Annotated in this window: 20 protein-coding genes; 15 read left to right on the forward strand and 5 right to left on the reverse strand. The window is 51.9% G+C overall.

Annotated features, from left to right (window positions below; all coding sequences use genetic code 11):
- Positions 1 to 4 precede the first annotated feature (4 nt).
- Positions 5 to 529 carry an adenine phosphoribosyltransferase gene (locus EV209_RS09695; protein ID WP_130435253.1) on the forward strand — a complete coding sequence of 175 codons (525 nt, stop codon included), beginning with the start codon at positions 5 to 7 and terminating at the stop codon, positions 527 to 529.
- A gap of 24 nt (positions 530 to 553) precedes the next feature.
- Here the strand turns inward: EV209_RS09695 and EV209_RS09700 are convergent, their stop codons facing one another.
- The 3 genes from EV209_RS09700 to EV209_RS09710 are packed head-to-tail and all read right to left on the reverse strand — an operon-like array spanning position 554 to position 5164.
- Positions 554 to 1837 (reverse strand): chloride channel protein, encoded by a 1284-nt coding sequence (locus EV209_RS09700; protein WP_130435254.1) that lies wholly within the window; start codon positions 1835 to 1837, stop codon positions 554 to 556.
- Between the two features lie 19 nt (positions 1838 to 1856).
- On the reverse strand, positions 1857 to 2753 hold the full coding sequence (locus EV209_RS09705; protein WP_207220597.1) for an N-acetylneuraminate lyase: 897 nt from the start codon (positions 2751 to 2753) through the stop codon (positions 1857 to 1859).
- Positions 2750 to 5164: an ATP-binding protein gene (locus EV209_RS09710; protein WP_130435255.1), complete on the reverse strand. Its 2415-nt coding sequence runs from the start codon at positions 5162 to 5164 to the stop codon at positions 2750 to 2752. The genes EV209_RS09705 and EV209_RS09710 overlap by 4 nt, the downstream gene beginning before the upstream one ends.
- A gap of 448 nt (positions 5165 to 5612) precedes the next feature.
- Between EV209_RS09710 and ileS the strand changes: the two genes are divergently transcribed.
- The 7 genes from ileS (at position 5613) to EV209_RS09745 (ending at position 15104) form a co-directional block, all read left to right on the forward strand.
- Positions 5613 to 8741, forward strand: a complete 3129-nt coding sequence (gene ileS / locus EV209_RS09715; RefSeq protein WP_130435256.1) for an isoleucine--tRNA ligase — start codon at positions 5613 to 5615, stop codon at positions 8739 to 8741.
- 17 nt (positions 8742 to 8758) lie between these two features.
- Positions 8759 to 11227, forward strand: coding sequence for a glycogen/starch/alpha-glucan phosphorylase (locus EV209_RS09720; protein ID WP_130435257.1), 2469 nt, complete (start codon positions 8759 to 8761; stop codon positions 11225 to 11227).
- A 44-nt stretch (positions 11228 to 11271) separates the two neighbouring features.
- The gene (mscL, locus tag EV209_RS09725) at positions 11272 to 11703 is read left to right on the forward strand and encodes a large conductance mechanosensitive channel protein MscL (RefSeq protein WP_130435258.1); all 432 of its coding nucleotides are present in this window, start codon (positions 11272 to 11274) and stop codon (positions 11701 to 11703) included.
- Between the two features lie 219 nt (positions 11704 to 11922).
- On the forward strand, positions 11923 to 12855 hold the full coding sequence (locus EV209_RS09730; RefSeq protein WP_130435259.1) for a SpoIID/LytB domain-containing protein: 933 nt from the start codon (positions 11923 to 11925) through the stop codon (positions 12853 to 12855).
- Between the two features lie 41 nt (positions 12856 to 12896).
- Entirely contained in the window at positions 12897 to 13691 is a 795-nt protein-coding gene (locus EV209_RS09735; protein WP_130435260.1) for a M23 family metallopeptidase, read from the forward strand.
- A gap of 70 nt (positions 13692 to 13761) precedes the next feature.
- Positions 13762 to 14061, forward strand: coding sequence for a DUF6506 family protein (locus tag EV209_RS09740; protein ID WP_130435261.1), 300 nt, complete (start codon positions 13762 to 13764; stop codon positions 14059 to 14061).
- A 74-nt stretch (positions 14062 to 14135) separates the two neighbouring features.
- The gene (locus EV209_RS09745; protein WP_130435262.1) at positions 14136 to 15104 is read left to right on the forward strand and encodes an aldo/keto reductase; all 969 of its coding nucleotides are present in this window, start codon (positions 14136 to 14138) and stop codon (positions 15102 to 15104) included.
- 19 nt (positions 15105 to 15123) lie between these two features.
- Here EV209_RS09745 and EV209_RS09750 read toward each other — a convergent pair whose 3' ends face one another.
- Both EV209_RS09750 and EV209_RS09755 read right to left on the reverse strand, forming a co-directional pair.
- On the reverse strand, positions 15124 to 15465 hold the full coding sequence (locus tag EV209_RS09750) for a hypothetical protein (protein WP_130435263.1): 342 nt from the start codon (positions 15463 to 15465) through the stop codon (positions 15124 to 15126).
- Positions 15449 to 15913: a CYTH domain-containing protein gene (locus EV209_RS09755; RefSeq protein WP_130435264.1), complete on the reverse strand. Its 465-nt coding sequence runs from the start codon at positions 15911 to 15913 to the stop codon at positions 15449 to 15451. Before EV209_RS09755 ends, EV209_RS09750 begins: the two co-directional genes overlap by 17 nt.
- A gap of 167 nt (positions 15914 to 16080) precedes the next feature.
- Between EV209_RS09755 and EV209_RS09760 the strand changes: the two genes are divergently transcribed.
- The 7 genes from EV209_RS09760 to yihA all read left to right on the forward strand — a co-directional run bounded on the left by EV209_RS09760 (position 16081) and on the right by yihA (position 24643).
- Positions 16081 to 16632: a DJ-1 family glyoxalase III gene (locus EV209_RS09760; protein WP_130435265.1), complete on the forward strand. Its 552-nt coding sequence runs from the start codon at positions 16081 to 16083 to the stop codon at positions 16630 to 16632.
- A 17-nt stretch (positions 16633 to 16649) separates the two neighbouring features.
- A complete protein-coding gene (locus tag EV209_RS09765; RefSeq protein ID WP_130435266.1) occupies positions 16650 to 18263 on the forward strand; it encodes a TolB-like translocation protein in 1614 nt (537 codons plus the stop codon).
- A gap of 129 nt (positions 18264 to 18392) precedes the next feature.
- Positions 18393 to 19715, forward strand: coding sequence for a trigger factor (tig, locus tag EV209_RS09770; RefSeq protein WP_130435267.1), 1323 nt, complete (start codon positions 18393 to 18395; stop codon positions 19713 to 19715).
- 1 nt (position 19716) lies between these two features.
- Positions 19717 to 20298, forward strand: coding sequence for an ATP-dependent Clp endopeptidase proteolytic subunit ClpP (gene clpP / locus EV209_RS09775; protein ID WP_130435268.1), 582 nt, complete (start codon positions 19717 to 19719; stop codon positions 20296 to 20298).
- 18 nt (positions 20299 to 20316) lie between these two features.
- Positions 20317 to 21621, forward strand: coding sequence for an ATP-dependent Clp protease ATP-binding subunit ClpX (gene clpX / locus EV209_RS09780; protein WP_130435269.1), 1305 nt, complete (start codon positions 20317 to 20319; stop codon positions 21619 to 21621).
- Between the two features lie 93 nt (positions 21622 to 21714).
- Complete coding sequence (gene lon, locus EV209_RS09785) at positions 21715 to 24033, forward strand: endopeptidase La (protein WP_130435270.1); 2319 nt, start codon at positions 21715 to 21717, stop codon at positions 24031 to 24033.
- A 1-nt stretch (position 24034) separates the two neighbouring features.
- Positions 24035 to 24643, forward strand: coding sequence for a ribosome biogenesis GTP-binding protein YihA/YsxC (yihA, locus tag EV209_RS09790; protein WP_130435271.1), 609 nt, complete (start codon positions 24035 to 24037; stop codon positions 24641 to 24643).
- Positions 24644 to 24858: the final 215 nt, after the last annotated feature.

The raw sequence follows: 24858 nt of genomic DNA on the forward strand, positions 1-24858 counted from the left end.
AGAAGTGAAACATTTAGAGGAATATGTGATCAGCATCCCGGATTTCCCGGAACCGGGAATTATTTTCAGAGACGTGACCGGAATCCTTCAGGACCCGGACGGACTCCAGCTTGCAGTAAACCAGCTGCAGGATTTCCTGAAAGATACGGAGTTCGACGTGGTGGTGGGCCCGGAATCCAGAGGTTTCATATTTGGAGTTCCGGTAGCCTATAACCTGAAAAAATCTTTTGTCCCCGTGCGCAAGAAGGGGAAACTGCCGCGGAAAACCATTTCGGAAAGCTATGCGCTGGAGTATGGATCTGCTGAAATAGAAATTCATGAAGACGCCATCAAGCCAGGACAGAAGGTGGTGATCATCGACGATTTGATGGCCACCGGCGGGACTACGGAGGCGATCATCCGCCTGATCAGCCGGCTGGGCGGCGAAGTTGTGAAGGCATGCTTTGTCATGGAGCTGGCCGGGCTGAATGGCCGGGAAAAACTGAAAGGCTGTCCGGTGGACAGCGCGATCATTTATGAGGGGAAATAAATAATTGCTTCCGGGCCGGACCCTTTAATGGGTTTTCGGCCCGGATTTATTTACGAATTTCGCCCGGAATTTGGAATAGACAAACTTCTGGCTGCTGTACAGCCCGTAGTAGCCGGAGAGCATGAAGCTGACGGCGCAGGCGATCGCGAACAGCAAGAGGCCGGAGGAACCGAACAGTTCGATGCTCAGCAGGATGGAAGCCACCGGGCAATTGACGCTTCCGCAGAAAAGGGCGGTGAGCCCGATGGCGGCGGCCAGGCCGGTATCCATGCCCAGCAGGCCTCCGAAAAGGCTGCCGAACGTTGCGCCCACAAACATGGCAGGAACGATTTCACCTCCTTTAAATCCGCAGCCCAATGTCACCGCGGTGAAAAGTAATTTCAGAAGAAAGGCTTCCGGGCGCACAGCTTTGCCGTGAATGGCGCCTTCAATGATGTTCATTCCCACACCGTTATAGTCCCTGGTTCCTGAAAGGAAGGTGAGGGCGATGAGAAGAACAGCTCCGGCGGCAATCCGGAGATACTCGTTTGGTATTCTGCGTTTGAACAGAGCAGAAGTACGTCCGATGACCACGCAGAACAGCACGCTCACAGCTGCGCACAGGCCGGATAATATTACTACCTGCGCTACCAGGGGTACGGAAAGCACAGGGGGGCTGTTCAGTGCAAACACAGTGGGAGAGATCCCAAAATACCCGGTGATTCCAAAGGCGACGGCAGCAGAAATAATACAGGGAACCAGGGCGCTGTAGTACATGACTCCCACGCTGATGACTTCCATGCTGAAAATGGTGGCAGTGATAGGCGTGCCGAAAAGCGCGGAAAAAACAGCGCTCATGCCGCAGAGCGTGATGATGTGCAGGTCCCGCTCGTTCAGGCGCAGAATCTTTCCGACGGTAGAACCTACGCTGCCGCCGATCTGCAATGCAGCGCCTTCCCGTCCGGCTGAACCGCCGCCGAAATGTGTGAGGATGGTGCTGAAGAAGATCAATGGAGCCAGCAGGGGGGAAGCCTGCCGGGGAGAGGAAACAGATTCAATGATCCCGTTGGTCCCCCGGTCGTTATGCATATGGCAGAGACGGTAAGAAAATACAATCAGCAGGCCGAAGACTGGCAGCAGAAAGATCATCCAGTCATGGCCGGACCTGAATTCGGTCACGTACTCCACCGCATAGTGGAAAAGGGTGCCGATCCCGCCGCAGACAGCTCCTACTGCAGCTGCCAGGAGGGTCCATTTAAAAAAAATCCGCAGATAGACCAATATGTATTGTATGGTTATTCTTGTTTTATGCCAGAAATGACGCAGCATTGCTTCCTCCAATCCCCTCTCATCCAGCCACCAGGTTCTGTCTGAGCACCTGTTCCAGATATTGTTTCTGCTCCGGGGACAGAGGCAGGAAGGGGCGGCGGGGTTCCCCCGCGTCGATTCCCTGGGCGGTGAGCACATACTTGATAGCAGGGATCAGGCCCACGCTGCAGAGCGCTTCCATAATATTATTTGCTTTTACCTGGAGTTCCAGAGCCAGCTCCAGGTCCTTCTTTTTATATGTATCGAAGATCAGCTTGTAATGGGGAAGCATGAAATTGAAGGTGCTTCCGATGGAACCGTCGGCGCCCAGCGCCAGTCCGGCCACCATGGTTTCATCAAAACCGTTGAAGACCACCAGATCCGGATTCAGGCTGCGGATGCGTTCCATCTGGTAGACAACCTGGTTGGTGTGCTTCACGCCCAGAATTGCAGGGCTGCAGAACAGCTCACGGTAAACCGGGTCTGCCAGGTTGAATTCTTTGCCTGTATTTCCGGGAAAATTATAGATGATCACAGGCATTCCTGAGGCTTCATAGATATCATGATAATACCGGGAAATTTCCCTGCTGCCGAAACCGTAATAGAAGGGCGGGGTAGCGGCGATGGCGTCAAACCCTAATTCTTTGGCGTATTTCGCATAATCGCATGCCTGGCAGGTGGATACCGCGCCCACATGGGCGATCAGATTCGTTTTTCCCTTCAGCTCTGAAGCAACCTCAAAAGCATTTTTGCGTTCCCGGGGAGAGAGCAGGAAGCATTCGGCGGAACTGCCTCCGATAAACAGCCCTCCTGCGCCTTCTTCCAAATTACGTTTCATAATTTCAAGCATAGCAAGCCGGTTGATGCTGCCGTCTGCTGAAAAAGGTGTGACTGTGGCGGGATAAATGCCCGCCATTTTTTCTTTAACTGAGTTCATTTTTTGTTCTTCCTTTCTTCAGGCCGGTTCTGGTATTTCCATGACAGACATTCTGAAAGCGTCTTCTTCAGCTGGCTGATGGATATCGGCTTTGCCAGATGACCGGACATACCTGCCAGACGGGCCTGACGCACGTCTTCGGCAAAAGCGTCCGCAGTCATTGCAATGATCGGCAGTTCCTCCACTCTTTTCAGGCCGGAATGCCGGATTTCCCTGGCGGCGTCATAACCGCCCAGCTCTGGCATCTGTATATCCATTAATACCATATCATAATAGAACTGGGGATGGGAAAGCACGGCGTTCACAGCTTCCCGGCCGTTCACCGCGGTCTCCACCCGCGCCCCTAAAAACTCCAGCATTTCCACCGCGATCTGGCGGTTTAGCTCATTATCTTCAGCCAAAAGCACCATCAGTTCGGTGAAAGATCCTTCGTCATTTATTGCTGCATTCGCTGCGGGAGAAGGCAGAGCTGCAGCGCATTTGGTCAGACAAAGAGTGATGGAGAAACGAGTGCCCTGACCGTACCGGCTTTCAATCTGCAGATCTCCGCCCATCAATCTGACAAGATTTCTAACGATAGTCATCCCCAGACCGGTTCCGGAGATCTTGCTGGTTCTGATCTCATCGGCCCGGCTGAACGGCTCAAATATGTGTTCCAGATATTCTGGCTTCATGCCGATTCCGGAATCCTCTATAACAAAACAATATGTTCCGATCTGCAGCTCCTGTTTTTTCAGCTCTTTCAGTGAAAAACTGATTTTTCCGCCGGGTTCTGTATATTTCGAAGCATTTTCCAGAATATTGACCAGGACCTGCTTCAGGCGCCGCATATCTCCTGTAACCATGAAGTGGGCGTTTTCGTCAATATTAATGGAAAACTGCTGGCATTTGTTTTCCAGGGAAAGGCGGATCATTTCTGATGCTTCTTCCATCAGGGAACGGAGATCAAATTCTTTTTCTTCCAGCTGGACCGTTCCGCTTTCGATTTTGCTCACATCCAGGACTTCATTGATCAGGCTGAGGAGATGGGAACTGGACGAGGTGATTTTATCCAGATAGTCTTTCGTACGGCTTGTATCTTCCAGATGAAGCCGGGCCAGCTCCGTCATTCCTACAATGGCGTTCATGGGGGTTCTGATGTCGTGGCTCATCCGGGAAAGAAAATCGCTTTTAGCCTGGCTGGCTTTTTCCGCTTTCTGCAGCGCGTCCTCCAACAGCAGCTTGGCTCTGTGCTCTTTCTCCAAAGCCTCCCTCTGCTGGCGGCGGGCCTCATCAATATTCCTGGAGAGTGTAATTTCAATGAGGTCGTCTGTGTAAGGGCTTTCTACCCGGACTACCTGGGTGAAATTCCAATAGCAGGTCCCGTCCTCCCCCAGGTGAGGGACTTCCATGGATATAATACGTTCTCCCTTCCGGAAAGAATTCACCAGGGAATCCCGGGAAAACCTATCCAGGAACGCTTTCCGCAAATCAGGGCGGACGGTGGAGACTTCGGATTGTATCAACTCTTCAAAGGTCCCTGCGTCCCCTGGCTTTTTGATTGGAAAACGCTCATATTCCAACATATGATAGGTGTTCCGGGTCAGGTTCACAGCGATCAGCATCTGATAGGCAGATTCGACAGCCGTGGCCAGCTGGGTGACTTCCAGGTTCCTCTGCTGTTCCTGAAGGTATTCTTCCTGGATATCCCGGAAAACCAGGACGCACCAGCATTCTTTCTCACTTATTTTTTCAATTCTGGCAGCTGTAAATTCTACCATATGATAACTGCCGTCTTCCATCATGCGGCGCAGCCGTCTGGTGATCAGCCGTCTGCCTTCGCCAAACAGGCGCAGCATGCTTTCACGGGAAAAGTAGCTGTTAAATGTATCTAAATCGTCAGGATGCATTACTTTTCTGGAGTATTTCTGATTTTCCATTCCGAAATCACCCTGCTCAGGGATATCCGTCCACAGCGCGTCTTTTTGACAATTAACGTAATAGTCCTGTGTCAGATTGGCTATGATACACTCGTCAAATACGGTAACCAGGCTTTGAGCATACATCCTTTCGATCTGGCGGAGCCCCTGTTTCTCCTCGAAATTCATGCGGTGAGGAGCTGCAGTGATGACTGCGGCCTGGATATGACCGTCCCAGAGGATTCGGCTGGCCGTCACATCTACTGTGGATTTCAGCAGGGGATCGTAACAGACAATATGGCTTGAGGAATTATCGTTCAGCCCTTTCAGGGGACAATTGCGGCAGACCTCAGGCCAGATTTCATGGCAGAGAGCGCCGGGAACAGCTTTGCCCCGGCCGGTTTCACGGCAGCGCTTGTTACAGTACAGCAGCCGGTGTGTTTTTTCTTCAATTACATAGACGCTGGTATCTCCCAGTGCATCAAGAAGACTGCTCAGATTGTCGGCAGACATGATTTTCCTCCAGTTTGAAATCGTTATTTGTGTCAGGCAGGATTTCTTGCTACCAATTATACAACGGCGGAAGAAAAATAGGAAGTAGTTTTTCCCGCAGAAGCCCTGTCAGAATCAGGATTCCGCATTCTGCCGCTTGACAAAAAAAAGACCCGGGTCTATAATGAATTCACTGATCAAATAAAGGCTGTGATGGAGACAGTAGGCTTTTGTGGAACGCTTCAGCGAGCCGGGGAAGGTGCGAGCCCGGCGCAAGTACAGACTGACCGAAAATCACTCCGGAGCTGCGGGGCCGAGCCAGCGTGGTTAGGCCGTGACGGATGCCCGCCGTTACAGGGGCCGCATATGTCAGTATGTTGCAATAGGTGGTTGCGAAGATTCCCTTCGTCCTGTTCGCAGGACGGAGGGATTATTAATTTACGCAGACGCAAAAACAAGGAGGAAGAACATGTTTAAAAAGGTATCCGCAGATCTGAATTTTGTGGAGAGAGAGAAAGAAACAGAGCAGTTCTGGAAAGAAAACCACATTTTTGAAAAGAGCATGGACAGCCGCAGGGAAGGGCCTAATTATATGTTTTACGACGGACCGCCCACGGCAAACGGCAAACCCCATATCGGACATGTACTCACCAGAACCATTAAAGATATGATCCCCAGATACCGCACTATGAAAGGCTATGAGGTGCCCCGCAAGGCCGGATGGGATACCCACGGGCTGCCGGTGGAGCTGGAGGTGGAGAAACTTCTGGGCCTGGACGGGAAGGAACAGATCGAGGAATATGGCCTGGCGCCGTTTATTGATAAATGTAAAGAGAGCGTATGGAAATATAAGGGGATGTGGGAGGATTTCTCCAATACAGTAGGGTTCTGGGCGGATATGGACGATCCTTATGTTACGTATGATGATAATTTTATTGAATCTGAGTGGTGGGCGCTGAAGCAGATCTGGGAAAAGGGGCTGCTGTATAAAGGCTTCAAAATTGTCCCTTACTGCCCCCGCTGCGGCACGCCGCTGTCCAGCCATGAGGTGGCGCAGGGTTATAAGGATGTGAAGGAGCGTTCCGCTATCGCCAAGTTCCGTGTGAAGGACGAGGAAAACGCTTTTATCCTGGCCTGGACCACCACACCCTGGACCCTGCCGTCTAATGTGGCTCTTTGCGTGAATCCGGACGAGACTTATGTGAAAGTACGTTCCGCCAACGGAGAGACATATTATCTGGCCGAGGCGCTGACCAGCGTGCTGAAAGAAGAATTTACAGTGCTGGAAACCTTCGCGGGAAAAGAACTGGAATATAAAGAATATATCCCTCTGTTCCCTTACGCAGTGGAAATTTGTGAAAAACAGCAGAAAAAGGCATTTTATGTGGTGTGCGACAGATATGTCACGCTGACAGACGGTACCGGAATCGTTCACATCGCCCCCGCGTTCGGCGAGGACGACGCCAGCGTGGGCCGGAAATATGATCTGCCTTTTGTTCAGCTGGTGGACGGCAAAGGAGAGATGACAGCCGAGACGCCCTGGGCCGGCATGTTCTGCAAAAAGGCGGATAAAGAGGTGCTGAAAGCGCTGGAAACTGCCGGCCTGCTGTTTGAAGCGCCGGTGTTTGAGCACAGCTATCCCCACTGCTGGCGCTGCGATACGCCACTGATCTATTATGCGAGAGACTCCTGGTTCATTAAAATGACCGCAGTGCGTGAAGATCTGATCCGCAACAATGATACTGTCAACTGGATTCCGGAGAGCATCGGAAAAGGCCGCTTCGGGGACTGGCTGACCAATGTTCAGGACTGGGGGATCAGCCGCAACCGCTATTGGGGAACGCCTCTGAACATCTGGCAGTGTGAATGCGGGCATATGCATTCCATCGGCAGCAAGGAAGAGCTGAAAGCCATGTCCTCTGACTGGCCGGAGGGAGGCGTGGAGCTGCACCGCCCCTATATCGATCAGGTGCATGTAACCTGCCCTGAGTGCGGCGGGCAGATGACCCGGGTGCCGGAAGTCATCGACTGCTGGTTCGACTCCGGGGCCATGCCTTTTGCCCAGTATCATTATCCTTTTGAAAATAAAGAATTGTTTGAAAAGAATTTTCCCGCGGACTTTATCAGCGAGGCTGTGGACCAGACCAGAGGGTGGTTTTACTCCCTGATGGCGATCTCCACGCTGCTGTTCAATAAAGCGCCCTACCGGAATGTCATCGTGCTGGGGCATGTGCAGGATGAAAACGGACAGAAGATGAGCAAGTCCAAAGGCAATGCGGTGGACCCGTTTGAAGCGCTGGCAAAGCACGGCGCGGACGCGATCCGCTGGTACTTCTATTCTAACTCCGCGCCCTGGCTGCCGAACCGTTTCCATGATAAGGCGGTAACAGAGGGGCAGCGCAAATTTATGGGAACCCTGTGGAACACTTACGCATTTTTTGTGCTGTACGCGAATATTGATGAACTTGATCCCACGAAATACCAGCTGGATTATGCACAGCTTCCGGTGATGGATAAATGGCTGCTGTCCAGGATGAATACGCTGATCCAGAACTGCGACCGGTTCCTCAATGATTATAAAATCCCTGAAACTGCCAGAGCGCTGCAGGATTTTGTGGATGACATGAGCAACTGGTATGTGCGCCGGAGCCGTGAGCGTTTCTGGGCAAAGGGGATGGAGCAGGATAAGATCAACGCATATATGACGCTGTATACCGCGCTGGTCAACGTATCCAAACTGGCTGCCCCCATGATTCCGTTTATGACAGAAGAAATCTATCAGAACCTGGTGCGCAGCGTGGATGCGTCAGCCCCTGAGAGCGTGCATCTGTGCGATTACCCTGCTGCGGATGAGGCCCATATTGACCGCGGGCTGGAAGCGGAGATGGAGCATGTGCTGAAACTGGTGGTCATGGGACGCGCCTGCCGGAATACCGCAAACCTGAAAAACCGCCAGCCTCTGGCCCGGATGTTTGTGAAAGCCCCCTTTGGGATGCCGGAATATTTTACCACCATTGTGGCGGAAGAGCTGAATGTGAAGAAAGTAGAATTCACCCAGGATGTCCGGGAGTTCACCACCTACACGTTTAAGCCCCAGATGCGCACGGTAGGACCCAAATACGGCAGGCTGCTGAACCAGATCAAGCAGGCCCTTCTGGAGGTGGACGGCAACGCCACCATGGACCGGCTGAATGAGGAGGGCAAAATTTCTCTGGACATTGACGGCAATTCTGTTATACTGGAAACAGAGGATCTGCTGATTGAAATGAGCCAGAAACCTGGTTATGTTTCCGAGAATAACGGAGACGTAACGGTGGTTCTGGACAGCAATCTGACCCCGGAACTGGTGGACGAAGGCTTTGTCCGGGAACTGATCAGCAAGATCCAGACAATGCGCAAAGAAGCAGGTTTCCAGGTGACGGATCATATCACCGTATACCATCAGGGCAGCGAAAAGCTGGAGCAAATTTTTGCAGGGTATGAAAAGGAAATCTGCAGCAACGTGCTGGCGGACAAAGTGGCCGCCGGAGAGCCGGAAGGCTATCAGAAAGACTGGGATATCAACGGAGAATCTGTAAGCCTGGGCGTAAAACGCTGATTTGGAGGAAAATGTGTATGGTTCAGAATAAAATGGGGTTTGACAAAGAAGTTTTTAAGAAGAGCGTGATAGACAATGTGAAGATGCAGTACCGCAGGACCATTGACGAGGCGACGCCGAAGCAGGTGTTCCAGGCGGTGTGCTATGCGGTTAAGGACGTTATCATTGACGAATGGATCGCCACGCATAAAGCATATGACAAAGAAGATGTGAAAAAAGTCTACTACCTGTCCATGGAATTTCTGATGGGCCGGGCTCTGGGCAACAATATCATCAATATTATGGCACGGGAGGAAATCCGCCAGGTGCTGGAGGAACTGGGCTTTGATCTGAATGTGATCGAGGACCAGGAACCCGACGCAGCCCTTGGAAACGGCGGCCTCGGCCGTCTGGCGGCCTGCTTCCTGGATTCCCTTGCTACTCTGGGATATGCGGCGTATGGCTGCGGCATCCGGTATAAATACGGCATGTTCGCGCAGAAGATTGAAAACGGCTATCAGGTGGAGGTGCCGGACAACTGGCTGAAGGACGGCAATCCTTTTGAGGTGCGGCGTAATGAGTATGCCTGTGAGGTGAAGTTCGGCGGATATGTCCGCGTGGAGCGGGATATGGATACAGGGAGAGATCATTTTATCCAGGAGGGGTATCAGTCTGTGCGTGCGGTGCCCTACGACCTGCCGGTGGTGGGTTACGGGAATAATGTGGTGAACACCCTTCGTATCTGGGACGCGGAACCCATCAACACATTTAACCTGGATTCTTTTGACCGCGGAGATTATCAGAAGGCGGTGGAGCAGGAGAACCTGGCCAAGACCATTGTAGAGGTGCTGTACCCCAACGACAATCACTACGCAGGAAAGGAACTCCGTCTGAAACAGCAGTATTTCTTCATTTCCGCCAGCATTCAGACTGCGGTCCGTAAATATATGGATTCTTATGATGATGTGAGAAAGCTCTATGAGAAGGTCGCTTTCCAGATGAACGATACCCATCCTTCCGTAACAGTTGCGGAGCTGATGCGGATTCTGATGGATGAATACCAGCTGACCTGGGAGGAGGCATGGAAAGTGACCACCAGGTGCTGCGCTTACACCAACCACACCATTATGGCGGAAGCACTTGAGAAGTGGCCGATTGAGCTGTTTTCCCGCCTTTTGCCCAGAATTTATCAGATCGTGGAAGAGATCAACCGCCGGTTTGTACTGGAAATCCAGGCGAAATATCCCAATCAGCCGGAAAAAGTGGCCAGCATGGCGATTATCTATGACGGTCAGGTGAAAATGGCGCACATGGCCATTGTGGGAAGCTTTTCCGTAAACGGCGTGGCAAGGCTGCATACGGAGATTTTGAAGCAGCAGCAGCTGAAAGATTTCTATGCGATGATGCCGGAAAAATTCAACAATAAGACAAACGGAATCACCCAGCGGCGTTTCCTTCTGCACGGCAATCCTCTGCTGGCGGATTGGGTGACGGAGCATGTCGGAAATGAATGGATTACTGATCTGCCCCATATATCCCGGCTGAAGGTATTTGCAGATGATGAGAAGGCTCAGCAGGAGTTCATGAATATTAAGTACCGGAACAAGCTGCGTCTGGCAAAATATATCAAAGAGCACAACGGCGTGGACGTGGATCCCAGATCCATTTTCGATGTGCAGGTAAAGCGCCTCCACGAATATAAGAGACAGCTGCTGAATATTCTGCACGTAATGTATCTGTACAATATGATCAAAGATAATCCGGATATGGAATTCTATCCCCGGACATTCATTTTCGGCGCAAAGGCGGCGGCCGGCTATTACCGCGCAAAACTGACCATCAAGCTGATCAATGCGGTTGCGGATGTGATCAATAATGATAAATCCATTAACGGCAAGATTAAAGTAGTATTTATAGAGAATTACCGCGTATCCAACGCAGAACTGATCTTCGCGGCGGCGGATGTCAGCGAGCAGATTTCCACAGCCAGCAAGGAGGCTTCCGGCACGGGCAATATGAAATTTATGCTCAACGGCGCGCTGACCCTGGGGACGATGGACGGCGCGAATGTGGAGATTGTGGAAGAGGTGGGCAAAGAAAATGCCTTTATTTTCGGAATGTCATCTGATGAGGTCATAAAGTATGAGACCGAAGGGGGCTATGATCCCATGGAGATCTTCAACAGCGATCAGGAAATCCGCAGGGTGCTGATGCAGCTGATCAACGGCTACTATGCGCCTCAGGACCCTGAGCTGTTCCGGGAGATCTACAATTCCCTTTTGAACACTTACAGCAGCGACAGGGCCGACACCTATTTTATCCTGAAAGATTTCAATTCCTACCATGAGGCGCAGATGGAGGTGGAGAAAGCTTACCGGGATGAAAAACGCTGGGCCCGTTCCGCGATTCTGAACGTGGCCAGCAGCGGAAAATTCACCTCTGACCGGACCATTCAGCAGTATGTGGACGAAATCTGGCATCTGGATAAGGTGACTGTGGAGCTGTAATAAAATATACAAAAGTAAAGTAACAGGGTTACGGAGGAGAAAGTATGTTAAAGGAATTTAAAAAATTTATCATGCGGGGCAATGTGATCGACATGGCAGTGGGCGTGATTGTGGGCGGCGCTTTTAATTCACTGGTGCAGACCCTGATCAATGATGTGGTGATGCCCCTTTTGGGCCTGCTGACCGGCAAAATTGATTTTTCCAACCTGTTTCTGGCGCTGGACGGCAACCATTATGAAAGCCTGGCCGCTGCGGAAGCGGCCGGGGCGGCGGTAGTAAAATACGGCAGCTTCATCGGCGGGCTGATTCAGTTCCTGATCATGGCGTTTGTGGTATTCCTGGTAGTAAAGGGGATTAATAAACTGCACCATGAGGAACCGGCAGCGCCCGCAACAAAAGCCTGCCCCCATTGCCAGTCCCAGATCAGCATCAAGGCCACAAAATGCCCGTTCTGTACTTCTGACCTGACAGAATAACAAATCATGAAAGAGCTGCGCCACAAACGGTTGAAAAACCGTGTGTAAGAAACCTTATTCCATAGGCAGCCGCCGGAAGATCCCGGAAGGACGACGGCAGAGAAAGCGGAGGAGATTATAGCCGTAAGGCATCGAATCTCCTCCGCTTTTTCCGCATAGTTTTCTCTCCCTGCGCATATATAATGTCATTGGACAAAACAGGGAAAGGGCGGGATAGGAATGGATAAAAGACGATGGGCCAGGCGGGCCGGACAGGCTTTAATCTGCATTATTTTATGCGTGCTTCTGCCGTGCCTGGTGACCTGGTGGTGGCAGGGGCAGATCCAGCTTCCAAAGGGGGAGCCTTTTACCAGCGGAAAATATGTGCGGCTGGAAGACGGCGAAACAGTTGAGGACCTGGAAGAATATCTGGTACGGCTTCTTCCCGGCCAGATGGACGCCTCTTTTCCGGAGGAAGCTCTGAAAGCGCAGGCGGTGCTGCTGCGCACCTGGTGTCTGCGCAAATTAGACGGCAGGAACTATATCAGCGAGGAGGAGATCGGGATGAGCGCCTGGAACCCTTCTCAGATGAAAGCGGTCTGGGGAGACCATCTGGAGGATTTTTATGACAAATGCCGGGAAGCTGTAGGGGATACCGCAGGGAAAATCCTTACCTGGCAGGGACAGCCTGTACTGCCTTTGTACCACGCGGTCAGCGGCGGAAACACCCGTACCGGAGATACGGAACTTTTTCCGTGGCTGTTGGGGGCGGAAAGCGGGGCGGACCGAAATGCTTCCGGGTATCTGCAGATCAGATCCTGGTCGGAAAAAGAATTTGCGGAGGCGGTCAACGGAATTGACAGCCGGTATCAGGTGAATTCCGAAGGGATCGGGGATTCTCTGCAGGTAGTGGAACGGGATGAGGCTGGGTATATCCGCTTTCTGATGATCGGCGGGCTGCAGTTTGACGGAGAACGGGTGGCAGAGGCGCTGGGGCTTCCATCAGCCTGCATGAGCTTTGACCGGTATGAAGGTGAGATACGCGCCACCTGCCGCGGCAGAGGGCATGGATATGGTATGAGCCAGGCGGGGGCGGCGGCGATGGCCGAAAACGGAGACAGCTGGGAGAAAATTTTACAGCATTATTTTCAAAATACTGAAATAACGGAATAAGCGTCACTTTTTCGGTAAAACTATTTACCGAGGTGATAAACTTGAATAATAGTAAACTGAAAAAATTTCTTCAGGACAAAGGAGGACTGGTGCTGCTGCTGGCCATGCTGCTGCTGGCGACCGCAGTGACCGTAGCGGTTCTGATGAACCGCGGAAGCGAGGGAGAGGGAGAAGATCAGTACCTGGATCTGGACAACCCCACTCAGGAAGTCGTGATTCATGAAAGTACACAGGAGAGCCAGGTTGCGGAGGGCACGGCTGCAGAAGCAGGCGGACAGCCCAATGGAAACCAGGTGGGAGAAAGCGCATTTGTGGATAATACGGGAGGCCAGGTTGCCGACGGAGGTACAGATCCGGCGGAGACCGGGGACGCCCAGTCTGTTGCGGCAGGCGTGGACGATGCGCTGCAGGCGGCGCTGAACTTTAACAGCGCGGCCAAACTTTCCTGGCCGGCAGAAGGCGAGCTGGTTATGGATTTCAACATGGAGCATACCGTATACTATCCTACCCTGGACCAGTATAAGGTGTGTCCCGCTATTATGATCCAGAGCGAGCCTGGAACCCAGATCAAATCTGCGGCAAACGGACAGGTAGTAAAAGTATCCAGCAACGAAGAGCTGGGAAATTTTGTGGAAATGGACCTGGGCGGCGGATATCATGCAGTGTACGGACAACTGAAGGATATTGCTGTGACAGAGGGCACCTATGTGCCGGCGGGCACAGTGTTCGCCACGCTGAATGATCCCACAAAATACTATGTGGTGGAAGGACCGAACCTGTATTTTCAGCTGACGCTGAACGGCCAGCCGGTAGATCCGGTGGACTATCTGGAATAAAAAACCTTGCCTTTTCCGGGAATTCTGTGTTAAGCTATAGACAGATAAGTACCGGAAAAGGAGGGGTAAGATGCGGAAATTTGCTTTTTTACTGATGGGGCCGCAGTTTGATCCCGAAAAGCACCGTGCAGAGTTTCAGGTACCGGGCATGGTGAGTTACATCAGGACAGTGCGGGATTTTACAGAAGCGAAAGCGGCGGTGCAGCAGCTTGCCGAAGACGGCGTGAAGGCGATGGAAGTCTGCGGTGCGTTCGGCCCGGAGAGGACCAGAGAATTAATTGAAATTACGGGAGGAAAAGTGGCGGTAGGATACGTGACCCACTTCCCGGAACAGGATGAGCTGTTCGATACATTTTTTAAAAAATCCTGAGAAAAGGGCTGCCGCTTTAATAATGTAAAATTATAAAGCGGCAGTTTTCTTTTACATTTTCAGAAAGGAAACACATGGAAAAAATCAAATTACATAACACGGATTTGACTGTATCGGAAATTTGCCTGGGAACGGTGAACTACGGTTCTCATTACAGCAAAGAGGAGAGCTGCCTTCAGATGAACACCTTCCTGGAGGCAGGAGGAAACTTTCTGGATACTGCGCTGGTATATGGCGATTGGGGGAATGAAAAATCAAGCAGCGAGAAAATCATCGGACAGTTTTTGAAGGAAAAGCAGGCCAGAAGCAAGGTGGTGCTTTCCACCAAGGGCTGCCATCCATTTCTGGAAACAATGCACATTTCCAGAATGAACGTAGAATGTCTCGGTGAGGATGTGGAGAGAAGCCTGCGCCATTTGCAGACGGATTATATTGATTTGTATTTTCTCCACAGGGACAATGAAAATACTCCTGTGGAAGAAATCTTAGAGGGGCTGGAGGGACAGGTGAAAAAAGGGAATTTGCGTTACTACGGATTCTCCAACTGGACACTGGCCAGAGCAAAAGAAGCGGAGATGTACGCGAAAGCACATGGATTAAAGGGCTTTGTGTGCAACCAGGCGGAGTTCGGCCTTGCTGATGTGAATGAAAAACCAAAGGACCAAGTGGTTCTGGAGAACGATTTTTATCAGTACCACAAAGAAACGCAGTTAAATGCCATGGCCTATCAGTGCCAGGCCAACGGTTATTTTGCCAGGAGGCTGCAGGGCAGAGAGATCCCAGAGAATCAAAAGAAACGCTACGCCGGACTAGGCAATGATGCCATTTTTGAAAAGCTGAAAGAATTTGAGAAGGCCGGCTGCTTTGCAAACCATTTTTTGCTCAATTATATCCGCAAGTGTAAATTTCCCGCAATCCCTATCTGCGGCTGCCGCACGGTAAAACAGTTGGAAGATTCCATCCGGGGTATCAACGAAAAAGTACCTGGGCAAATGCTGGAGGAATTGATTTCGCTGAAGAAGAAACAAGTGTATGATTGGTAAAGCGGCAGCCCCTTTTATCTTATTCCTTCCCCAGCAGCCGGGACAGGGGACGGATGATTGTTTCCAGCTCGCTGACAGTTTTTTCCGTGGTGACTACCAGCTGGTTTACATTTTCCAGCATGGACTGCAAATCCGAATCTTTCAGCTGTTCAGAAACAGCGGTCAGGTTTTGGCTCACTTCTTCCATCTGCCCCAGCATCCTGCCGTAACGTGGGATCAGGGCCAGTGAGCAGGCCAGAAACAGAACAAGCGCTGCACCCAGAAAGGCGGCTGTAAGCCGCATGGCCTTCAGCTGCCTTTCCAACAGCCTGCTCTGTTCCCGGGCCGTTTTTAACAGTTCCTGTTCATTCCTGCTGTCCATCTGCCGATCCCCCTTTGCTCATATTGCTGTTATGATAGCGCCCGTCATAGGTGACCTCCCGGCCAAACCACCGGGGCGGTATAAAAGCCTGCGCGTCTTCTGCGCTGGAAAATTCCACTTCAGCCAGCCATAAGCCCTCATACTTGCCGAAAAACTGATCTATTTCTGCGGTGAGGCCGCCGGAAAGAGGGATCAGATAGCGGCGCTTCGTGAGAATACAGCCGTCCGCCTTCTGCAGCAGGTGGGCGTAGGCTTTTTCATTCAGCGGCAGGTTATATTCTTCCCTGACCATCATGCCCCCGCCCTTATAAGTCATGTAATAGGCGTCGTCTTCTTTCCTGATCCGAACCACAGGGTCAGTACAGAGATAGGCCTGCTCAATCAGCTTGCTGGCACAGCCGGCAACCTGAGGAGGCTGCTCCAGCAGAAATTTGCGTTCAATCTCCATTTTGTAGTCCTTTCTTTGTATCAATAGGAAACTGCGTTCCCTATGCAACAAACCCCTCCGGGGGATGCGCACTGCGCGCTAAAGAAATTACTTGTTTTCAGTATAGCCTAAGTTGACAGAACTTACAAGATTCTTTATAATGAAAAACATAACAGGAGGAAAAGACAATGAAGCGAGTGTACGCCTTTTTGGCAGATGGTTTTGAAGAAGTGGAATGTCTGACCGTTGTGGATCTTCTCCGCCGGGGCGGGGTGGATGTGACTACGGTATCCATCATGGGCAGGACAGAAGTGAAAGGCGCCCATGGAATTACAGTGCTGGCGGATCAGGTTTTTGAGAAGACGTCCTGTAAGGACGCGGATCTTTTATTTCTTCCCGGAGGGGGAGAGGGAACGGAAAATTTGTCTGCCCACCAGGGCCTGTGCGGGGCCTTGAAGCTGGCGGCGGAAGAGGGCAGGCGTCTGGCTGCTATCTGCGCTGCACCCAGCGTTCTTGGGCGGCTTGGAATCCTGGAAGGAAAGCGGGCGACCTGTTATCCCGGATGGGAAGGAAATCTGAAGGGGGCAGTGTACACAGAGGACGGAGTCGTGACGGACGGGCTGATCACCACTTCCAGAGGACTGGGATACGCCATTGATCTTGGGCTGGAGCTGCTGGTGATCCTGGCCGGTATCCGGACCTCCATGGAGGTGCGCGGCGCGATACAGTTTGAATACTGAGATACAAAGGAGAGTATATGGGTACGGAAGAGAAGGAGGGGCAGGAAGCTGAGGCCATCAGAACCGGGCTGACCACAGAAGAGCGGCGGCAGATGTATTACAGGCAGATGGAGCAAAAGTCCAGGCAGAAGAGCCTGAAGAAAAAGCGCCGCAGGAGAAAATGGCGCAGGTTCTGGCAGAGCAGGCTTCCCTGGATTCTGGGGGCGGTTCTCTTACTTGCGGTCCTGGCAGTTTTACTGGTGCTGGTTACCAGGGGCTGCGGCGGAGAATCTGAGAAGGAAGTTACGCAGATCTGCTTTACCGGGGAGGACGGCAGCCTGTATTTTGGCAGCAGGGAACAGACGCTGGTGGACGGAAACCATGAGCTTCTGTTTTACAGCCCGGATTACAGCCGTTTTCTGGTGCTGAAGGATGGCGCGCTTTATTATGTTTCCGGAGGCAAAGAAACATTGATTGCGGATAAAGTGGATGGGAAAGCAGTGTCAGCGGACCGGGATTTGAAGACGGTGGCATACTACCAGAAGAATGATCTTTCTTATTCGCTTTTCCTGTGGAACCAGGAGACGGGGAAGCGCCAGGCGCTGGAAGAAGGAGTGGAATATCTGAATACAGTCAGGATCAGCAGAGACGGCGGGCAGGTGGCTTACGCGGTCCAGGACAGCGAAGGAAAAAACCAGATCCGTGTGGCAGATGTTTCCTCTCTGCAGTCTGAGGCTGTTGTAGGTTCTGAGGATTATCTGTCCTGTTACTATGCGGAGGGAGAAGAACTGATTTATTACTCTCTGGCGGATAAACGGCTGATATACCGTAAGGGCGGCCAGGAGCGGACTCTGGGCTCTGATGTCCAGGATGTGCTGGTTTATCCGGAGGACAAAATCGTGGTTTACCGGGATGCCGGGGAAAATGTATACGCGGGAAGCTATGTGAAGGACGAACCCATTTCCGGCCTGGGAGGGGGAATCAAGGCATTATATATTGTAGGTGAGGAGGATTCTCCCATGAATCCGTCAGGCGCTTTAGAGATCCGGGAAGCAGCCAGGGGAGAGGTGGTGTATGGCTCCGCCGGAAAGCTCTTGATGAAGGCCGGCAATGCGCTGGTTGAAGCGGATATCCTCACGGGGAAAGTCTGGCCCATGGCTAATGAAGCGCCGGACCGGGTGGTATATGCAGGCAGCGGTGAACGCGTCTATTATCAGACCGGAACTGTGCTGAAAGAAACTTCAAGAGTTGAAGCCGGATGGACCACGGGGCGGGTGTTAACTGAAAATTGTACTGAATTTGCTGTGGTCGGGAAAAGCTTTTCGGCAGTATGGCTGGAAGGAAAAGATCTCTATACCCAGGGTTCAGAGGCTAAGAAACTGATTTCAGATTCTGTCCGCAGACTGGAAGAAGGCACATCCGGGCGGGGGATGGCCTATCTTCAGGGGACCAGCCTGTACTTCCTGGAAGAGGCCGGAGCAGACCCTGTGCTGCTGACAGACGGAGCGGATACCGCGCTGGCACCGGTAACGGCAGGAGGGAAGGTTTTTTACCGGAAGCAGGACAAAACACTGCATCAGATTGATATTTCGGGTAAGAATGACAAAGAAATTGCGGCAAATGTTACCAGCTACTATGCAGTGTGGAGATAACGGCGATTTATAAAAGTTTTACTGGAATTTCCCAAAATGATGTGTTATAATGAATTTTCGCAGGCGCCATACGGTCAGCCTATATGCCAAAGATGGGGCGCCTATATGATTTTAGGAGGACAAAAGGAAATGAGTGTAAAGGTAGAAGCACTGGAAAAAAGCATGGCAAAACTGACAATAGAGGCTTCCGCAGAGGAGTTTGAGGCCGCTGTTGAAAAGGCTTACCAGAAAAATAAGAACAAAATCAACGTGCAGGGTTTCCGCAAGGGCAAAGCTCCCCGCAAGGTGATTGAGAAAATGTACGGAACAGGCGTATTTTATGAGGACGCTGCCAATATTGTGATACCTGAGGCATATGCGCAGGCTGCCGAAGAGAGCGGGCTGGAAATCGTATCCCGTCCTGAGATCAGCGTGGAGCAGATCGAGGCTGGAAAGCCTTTTGTGTTCAGCGCCACTGTGGCTGTCAAGCCTGAGGTGAAGCTGGGGCAGTATAAGGGCGTGGAAGTGGAGAAAGCTTCCGCAGAAGCCAGCGAAGAAGATATTAACGCGGAACTGCAGAAGGTTCAGGAACAGAATTCCAGAATGATCGATGTGGATGACAGGGCTGTTGAGCAGGGGGATACTGTTACTCTGGATTTCGAAGGCTTTGTGGACGGAGAAGCGTTTGAAGGCGGCAAAGGCGAGGATTACGAACTGGTAATTGGTTCCGGCAGTTTCATACCCGGATTTGAGGATCAGCTGGTAGGTGCGGAACTCAATGTAGAAAAAGAAGTAAACGTGACCTTCCCTGAAGAATATCATGCTAAGGAGCTGGCAGGAAAGCCTGCAGTGTTCAAATGCACAGTTAAGGCTGTGAAAGTAAAAGAACTGCCCGTGCTGGATGATGAGTTTGCAAGCGACGTATCCGATTACGATACGCTGGAAGAATACAAGGAGAGCCTGAAGAAGGACATCCTGAAGAAAAAGGAAGAGGCTGCCAAAACCGCCAAAGAAAATGAGGCTGTGGACAAAGCCGTTGAGAATGCTGAAATGGAGCTGCCGGAAGCAATGGTGCAGACCCAGGCTGAGAACATGGTGGAGGATTTTGCCCAGAGAATTCAGGGACAGGGCCTGACAATGGAACAGTATATGCAGTATACAGGCCTGACTCCCGACAGAATGGCGGAGCAGATGAAACCCCAGGCAGTGAAGCGCATCCAGACCAGACTGGTGCTGGAAGAGATTGTGAAGGCCGAGAACATCCAGGTTTCAGATGAAGAGGTAGAAGCCGAGCTGCAGAAGATGGCCGAAATGTACAAAATGGAGCTGGATAAGCTGAAGGAGTACATGGGTGAGGAAGAAAAAGAGAGCATGAAGAAAGACCTGGCCGTTCAGAAGGCTGTGGATCTGCTTGTGGAAAATGCGATAGAAGTTGAAACCAAGAAGGAAGAGGAGTCTAAGGAGGCGGAATAATATGGCATTAGTGCCTTACGTCATTGAACAGACCAACCGTGGAGAACGTTCCTATGATATTTACTCCCGGCTGCTGAAGGACCGTATCATTTTCCTGGGAGAAGAAGTGAACGAAGCGTCAGCCAGCGTGATCGTCGCGCAGCTTTTGTTCCTGGAATCAGAAGATCCCGGAAAGGATATCCATCTGTATATTAACAGCCCCGGCGGCGTTGTGACTGCCGGTATGGCGATATATGATACCATGCAGTATGTGAAATGCGACGTTTCCACGATCTGCATCGGCATGGCCGCCAGCATGGGCGCATTCCTGCTGGCAGGAGGAACAAAAGGAAAGCGCTATGCGCTGCCGAATGCAGAGATTATGATCCATCAGCCTTCCGGCGGAGCCCAGGGACAGGCCACGGATATCAAGATCGTGGCGGAACAGATCCTGCGCACCAAGGAAAAGCTGAACAGGATTCTGGCTGAGAATACCGGTCAGCCGCTGGAGGTTATCGCGGCTGATACGGAACGCGACAACTATATGGGCGCGGAAGAAGCCGTGAAATATGGATTGATTGACGAAGTGATTCATAATCGCTGAGGAAGAAAGAGGTAAAGCATGGCAGGTAGAACAGATGAACAATATTACTGTTCTTTTTGCGGAAAGAGCCAGAACCAGGTCCACAAGCTGATTGCGGGCGGGAAGGGCGCTTATATCTGTGACGAATGTATTGAGCTGTGCTCTGAAATTCTGGAGGAAGAGCTGGAGGAAGAACAGGACCAGCAGTTTGAGGAAATCAATCTGCTGACTCCCCAGGAGATGAAAGAGGCGCTGGATCAGTATGTGGTCGGGCAGGACGACGCCAAAAAGGTTTTGTCGGTTTCCGTATATAACCATTACAAAAGGATTATGTCTGCCACGAAGATTACAGACGTAGAGATACAGAAGAGCAATATTTTGATGCTGGGGCCTACCGGTTCCGGAAAGACTTTTCTGGCGCAGTCTCTGGCAAAACTGCTCAACGTGCCGTTTGCCATTGCAGACGCTACCACACTGACGGAAGCCGGCTATGTAGGCGAGGATGTGGAGAATATTTTGCTGAAGCTGATCCAGTCGGCGGATTATAATATTGAGCGGGCCCAGTATGGGATTGTCTATGTGGATGAGATTGACAAGATTACCAAAAAATCCGAGAATGTCTCCATCACCAGGGACGTGTCAGGAGAAGGCGTACAGCAGGCTCTTCTGAAAATTCTGGAAGGCACGGTGGCCAGCGTACCGCCCCAGGGGGGCCGCAAGCATCCCCAGCAGGAGCTGCTGCAGATTGATACCTCTAATATCCTGTTTATCTGCGGGGGCGCTTTCGACGGCCTGGAGAAGATCATCGAGAGCAGGACGGGAAAGACATCCATCGGTTTTGGCGCCGAGGTGCTGGAGAGGGCTGAGAAAAATGTGGGGGAATGGCTGAAACTGGTGCTGCCCCAGGATTTGGTAAAATTCGGCCTGATCCCGGAGTTTGTGGGAAGGCTGCCGGTGGTGGTTTCTCTGGACCTCCTGGATAAAGAGGCCCTGGTACGGATTCTCACGGAGCCGAAAAATGCTCTGGTGAAGCAGTACCAGAAGCTGTTTGAACTGGACGGCGTGGAGCTGAACTTTACTCCGGACGCGCTTACCGCAATCGCGGACATGGCGCAGGAGAGAAAGACCGGAGCCCGCGGCCTGCGGGCGATTGTGGAATCGGTGATGATGGACACTATGTACCGGATTCCGTCGGATGATACGATCGGCACCTGCCTGATCACGAAGGATACTGTGGACGGCAAAGAACAGCCGGAGCTGACTCACCGTGAGGTGGAAGTGCTCCGTACGGATAAGAAAGAACGTACCCGCAAGTTTCTTGGCAAGAGCGGGGAGATTGCTTAATAATTGAATTGTTGGGCTGCGGCAAGACCAGGGGAGACCCGATTTGCGGCAGCCCTTTTACCTACAGATTTTAAATTACGCAGGAGGAAGAGTATGCAGGAAAAATGTTATCTGCCTACAGTGGCGATGCGCGGCCTCACCGTGCTGCCCGGAATGGTACTCCACTTTGATATAAACCGTCCGCGTTCCATGGAAGCGGTAAACAAGGCGATGGTCAATGACCAGCGCCTGTTTCTGGTTTCCCAGAGAGAAGCGGAAGAAGAGAAACCTGAGATGGACGGACTTTACAGAATAGGAACCATAGGCCGTGTGAAACAGATGCTGAAGCTGCCCAATCAGACCATCCGGGTACTGGTGGAAGGCCTGCAGCGGGCGCGTCTGGAGGGCCTTCAAAAAGAGGAACCGTACCTCATCGGGGATGTGCAGCCACTGGAAGACGGGGAAGAGCCGGACGCAGTGAGCCAGGGGGCCATGGTCAGGGTGATCCGGGAGCAGCTGGAGGCTTATCTGATGGAAACGCCCCAGGCGCCCAAGGAGCTGCGGCGCTTTGTGATGGATGTGGAGGAACCGGGCGCACTGCTCAACGGCGTGGCCGGGCTTTTGCCCATGACGAATACGGCGAGGCAGAGATACCTGGAAGAGGACACGCTCACCGGGCGCTTTCAGATGATCGGACAGAAATTGTCCAATGAGCTGGAAATCGGCAAAGTCAAAAAGAATTTTCAGGAAATGGTCAAAAACCGGATTGATGAAAACCAGAAAGAATATATTCTGCGGGAGCAGATGAAATTGATCCGGGAAGAGCTGGGGGAAGAGAACAGCAGCACGGATGCGGATAATTATATGCAGGAACTGGAAAAGCTCAGGGCAGACAAATCCACAAAAGAGAAGATCGCAAAGGAAATAGCCCGTTTCCGCGCCCTGCCCTATGGAAGCCAGGAATCCAGCCTGGCCCGTACCTATATTGAGACGCTTCTGGAAATGCCCTGGAATAAGTCTGCCAAGGAGACCATGGACCTGAAGAGGGCGGCCCAGGTCCTGGACGAAGACCATTACGGCCTGGAAAAAGTTAAAGACAGAGTGCTGGAATATCTGGCGGTCCGGGCGCTGAACGGGAAAGGGGAAAGCCCCATTCTGTGTCTGGTGGGGCCGCCCGGAACAGGAAAAACATCCATTGCCAGATCAGTAGCCCGGGCGCTGAAACGCCAGTATGTGCGGATCTGCCTGGGAGGGGTACGGGACGAAGCAGAGATTCGCGGCCACCGGAAAACTTATGTGGGGGCTATGCCGGGACGCATCGCTGCCGGAATCCGTCAGGCAGGCGTCAGGAATCCGCTGATGCTGCTGGACGAGATCGACAAGGTGAGCAGCGATTATAAGGGGGACGTGTCTTCCGCGCTACTGGAAGTGTTGGATTCGGAACAGAATTCAAAATTCCGGGACCACTATCTGGAGCTGCCTCTTGATCTGTCCGACGTGCTCTTTATCGCCACTGCCAATACCACACAGACCATTCCCGGCCCTCTGCTGGACCGGCTGGAGATGATCGAAGTGAGCAGCTATACAGAAAATGAGAAATACCATATTGCAGACCAGTATCTGGTGGAAAAACAGCGGAAGAAAAACGGGCTGACAGTAAAACAGTTTACCATATCGCCGGACGCCCTGAAAAAGCTGATCCGGAACTACACGAGAGAAGCAGGCGTGCGCAGCCTGGAACGCCGGATCGGGGAGCTGTGCAGAAAAGCCGCCCGGGAGATTTTGGAGGGCAAAAAAGAAAAAGTGCATATTACCTGCAGAAATCTGGAACATTATCTGGGAAAAGAGATGATCACCTTCGAAGATGCCAATGAAGCGGATGCTGTGGGCATCGTCCGCGGCCTGGCCTGGACCAGCGTGGGCGGGGACACTCTGCAGATCGAGGTGAACGTGATGCCGGGCAAGGGGGATATCAGCCTGACCGGCCAGATGGGCGATGTGATGAAGGAATCCGCCCAGACAGCCATCAGCTATATCCGTTCCATCAGCGCAGGCTATCAGATACCGGAAGATTATTTTGAACGGCATGATATCCATATCCATATTCCTGAAGGAGCGGTGCCAAAGGACGGCCCGTCGGCGGGCATTACCATGGCCACGGCAATCTTGTCCGCAGTAACAGGAACTTCTGTCCGTGCAGACGTGGCGATGACTGGCGAAATCACGTTGAGGGGACGGGTACTGCCCATCGGAGGCCTGAAGGAAAAACTGCTGGCCGCTAAAATGGCCCATTTAAAACGTGTGATTGTTCCGGAGGAAAACCGCAGGGACGTGGAAGAGTTGTCCAGGGAGATTACAGACGGGCTGGAAATTCTTTATGTGAAGCAGATGGATCAGGTTTGGCAGGCGGCAGCCGGCGGAAAGGAAACTTGATATGATCATTAAAACAGTTAATCTGGAGACTGTGTGCGGGATTACCAGCACATTTCCGGAAAACATTCTGCCGGAATTCGCCTTTGCCGGGAAATCCAACGTGGGGAAATCTTCACTGATCAACGCGCTGATGAACAGGAAGGCATATGCAAGGACGTCCGCGCAGCCGGGAAAAACCCAGACCGTGAATTTTTACAATATCAATGACGCTTTTTACTATGTGGATCTGCCCGGATACGGCTATGCGAAGGTATCGCTGCAGGAGAAAGAGCGCTGGGGAAAGATGATCGAACGGTATCTTCATACTTCCAGGCAGCTCAGGGCAGTTTTCCTTCTGGTGGATATCCGCCATGAGCCCTCAGCGAATGACAAGATGATGTATGAATGGATGGTCTACCACGGCTATGCCCCTGTTATTATCGCTACGAAGCTGGACAAGATTAAGCGCAGCCAGCTGCAGAAACAGCTGAAGCTGATCCGCAGCGGTCTGGGGCTGAAAGGCGAAAGCCTGATCCTTCCCTTTTCAGCGGAAACCAAACAGGGACGGGAGGAGATCTGGGCGCTGTTGGAAGAACTGATGCAGGAACAGGGGCCAAAAAATCCCGTATAAACGGTGGAGAAGTTGTGGATATGGATGAAATATGAGGATAAACAGGAAAAAGTGCGAAAGAGGAATTGCTTTTTTTCTACAATCTCTCTATAATATAACCTATCAAGACCAACGAGTCCGGTTCACTGGACTCTTGCGCCGGAGCGCGGCCGTTTTAGCGGCCATATTTCCTTAGCGCGTAGTGCGCATCCCCCGGAGGGTTTTGTTGCATAGGG

Source organism: Cuneatibacter caecimuris (genome assembly GCF_004216775.1).
GTDB lineage: Bacteria > Bacillota > Clostridia > Lachnospirales > Lachnospiraceae > Cuneatibacter > Cuneatibacter caecimuris.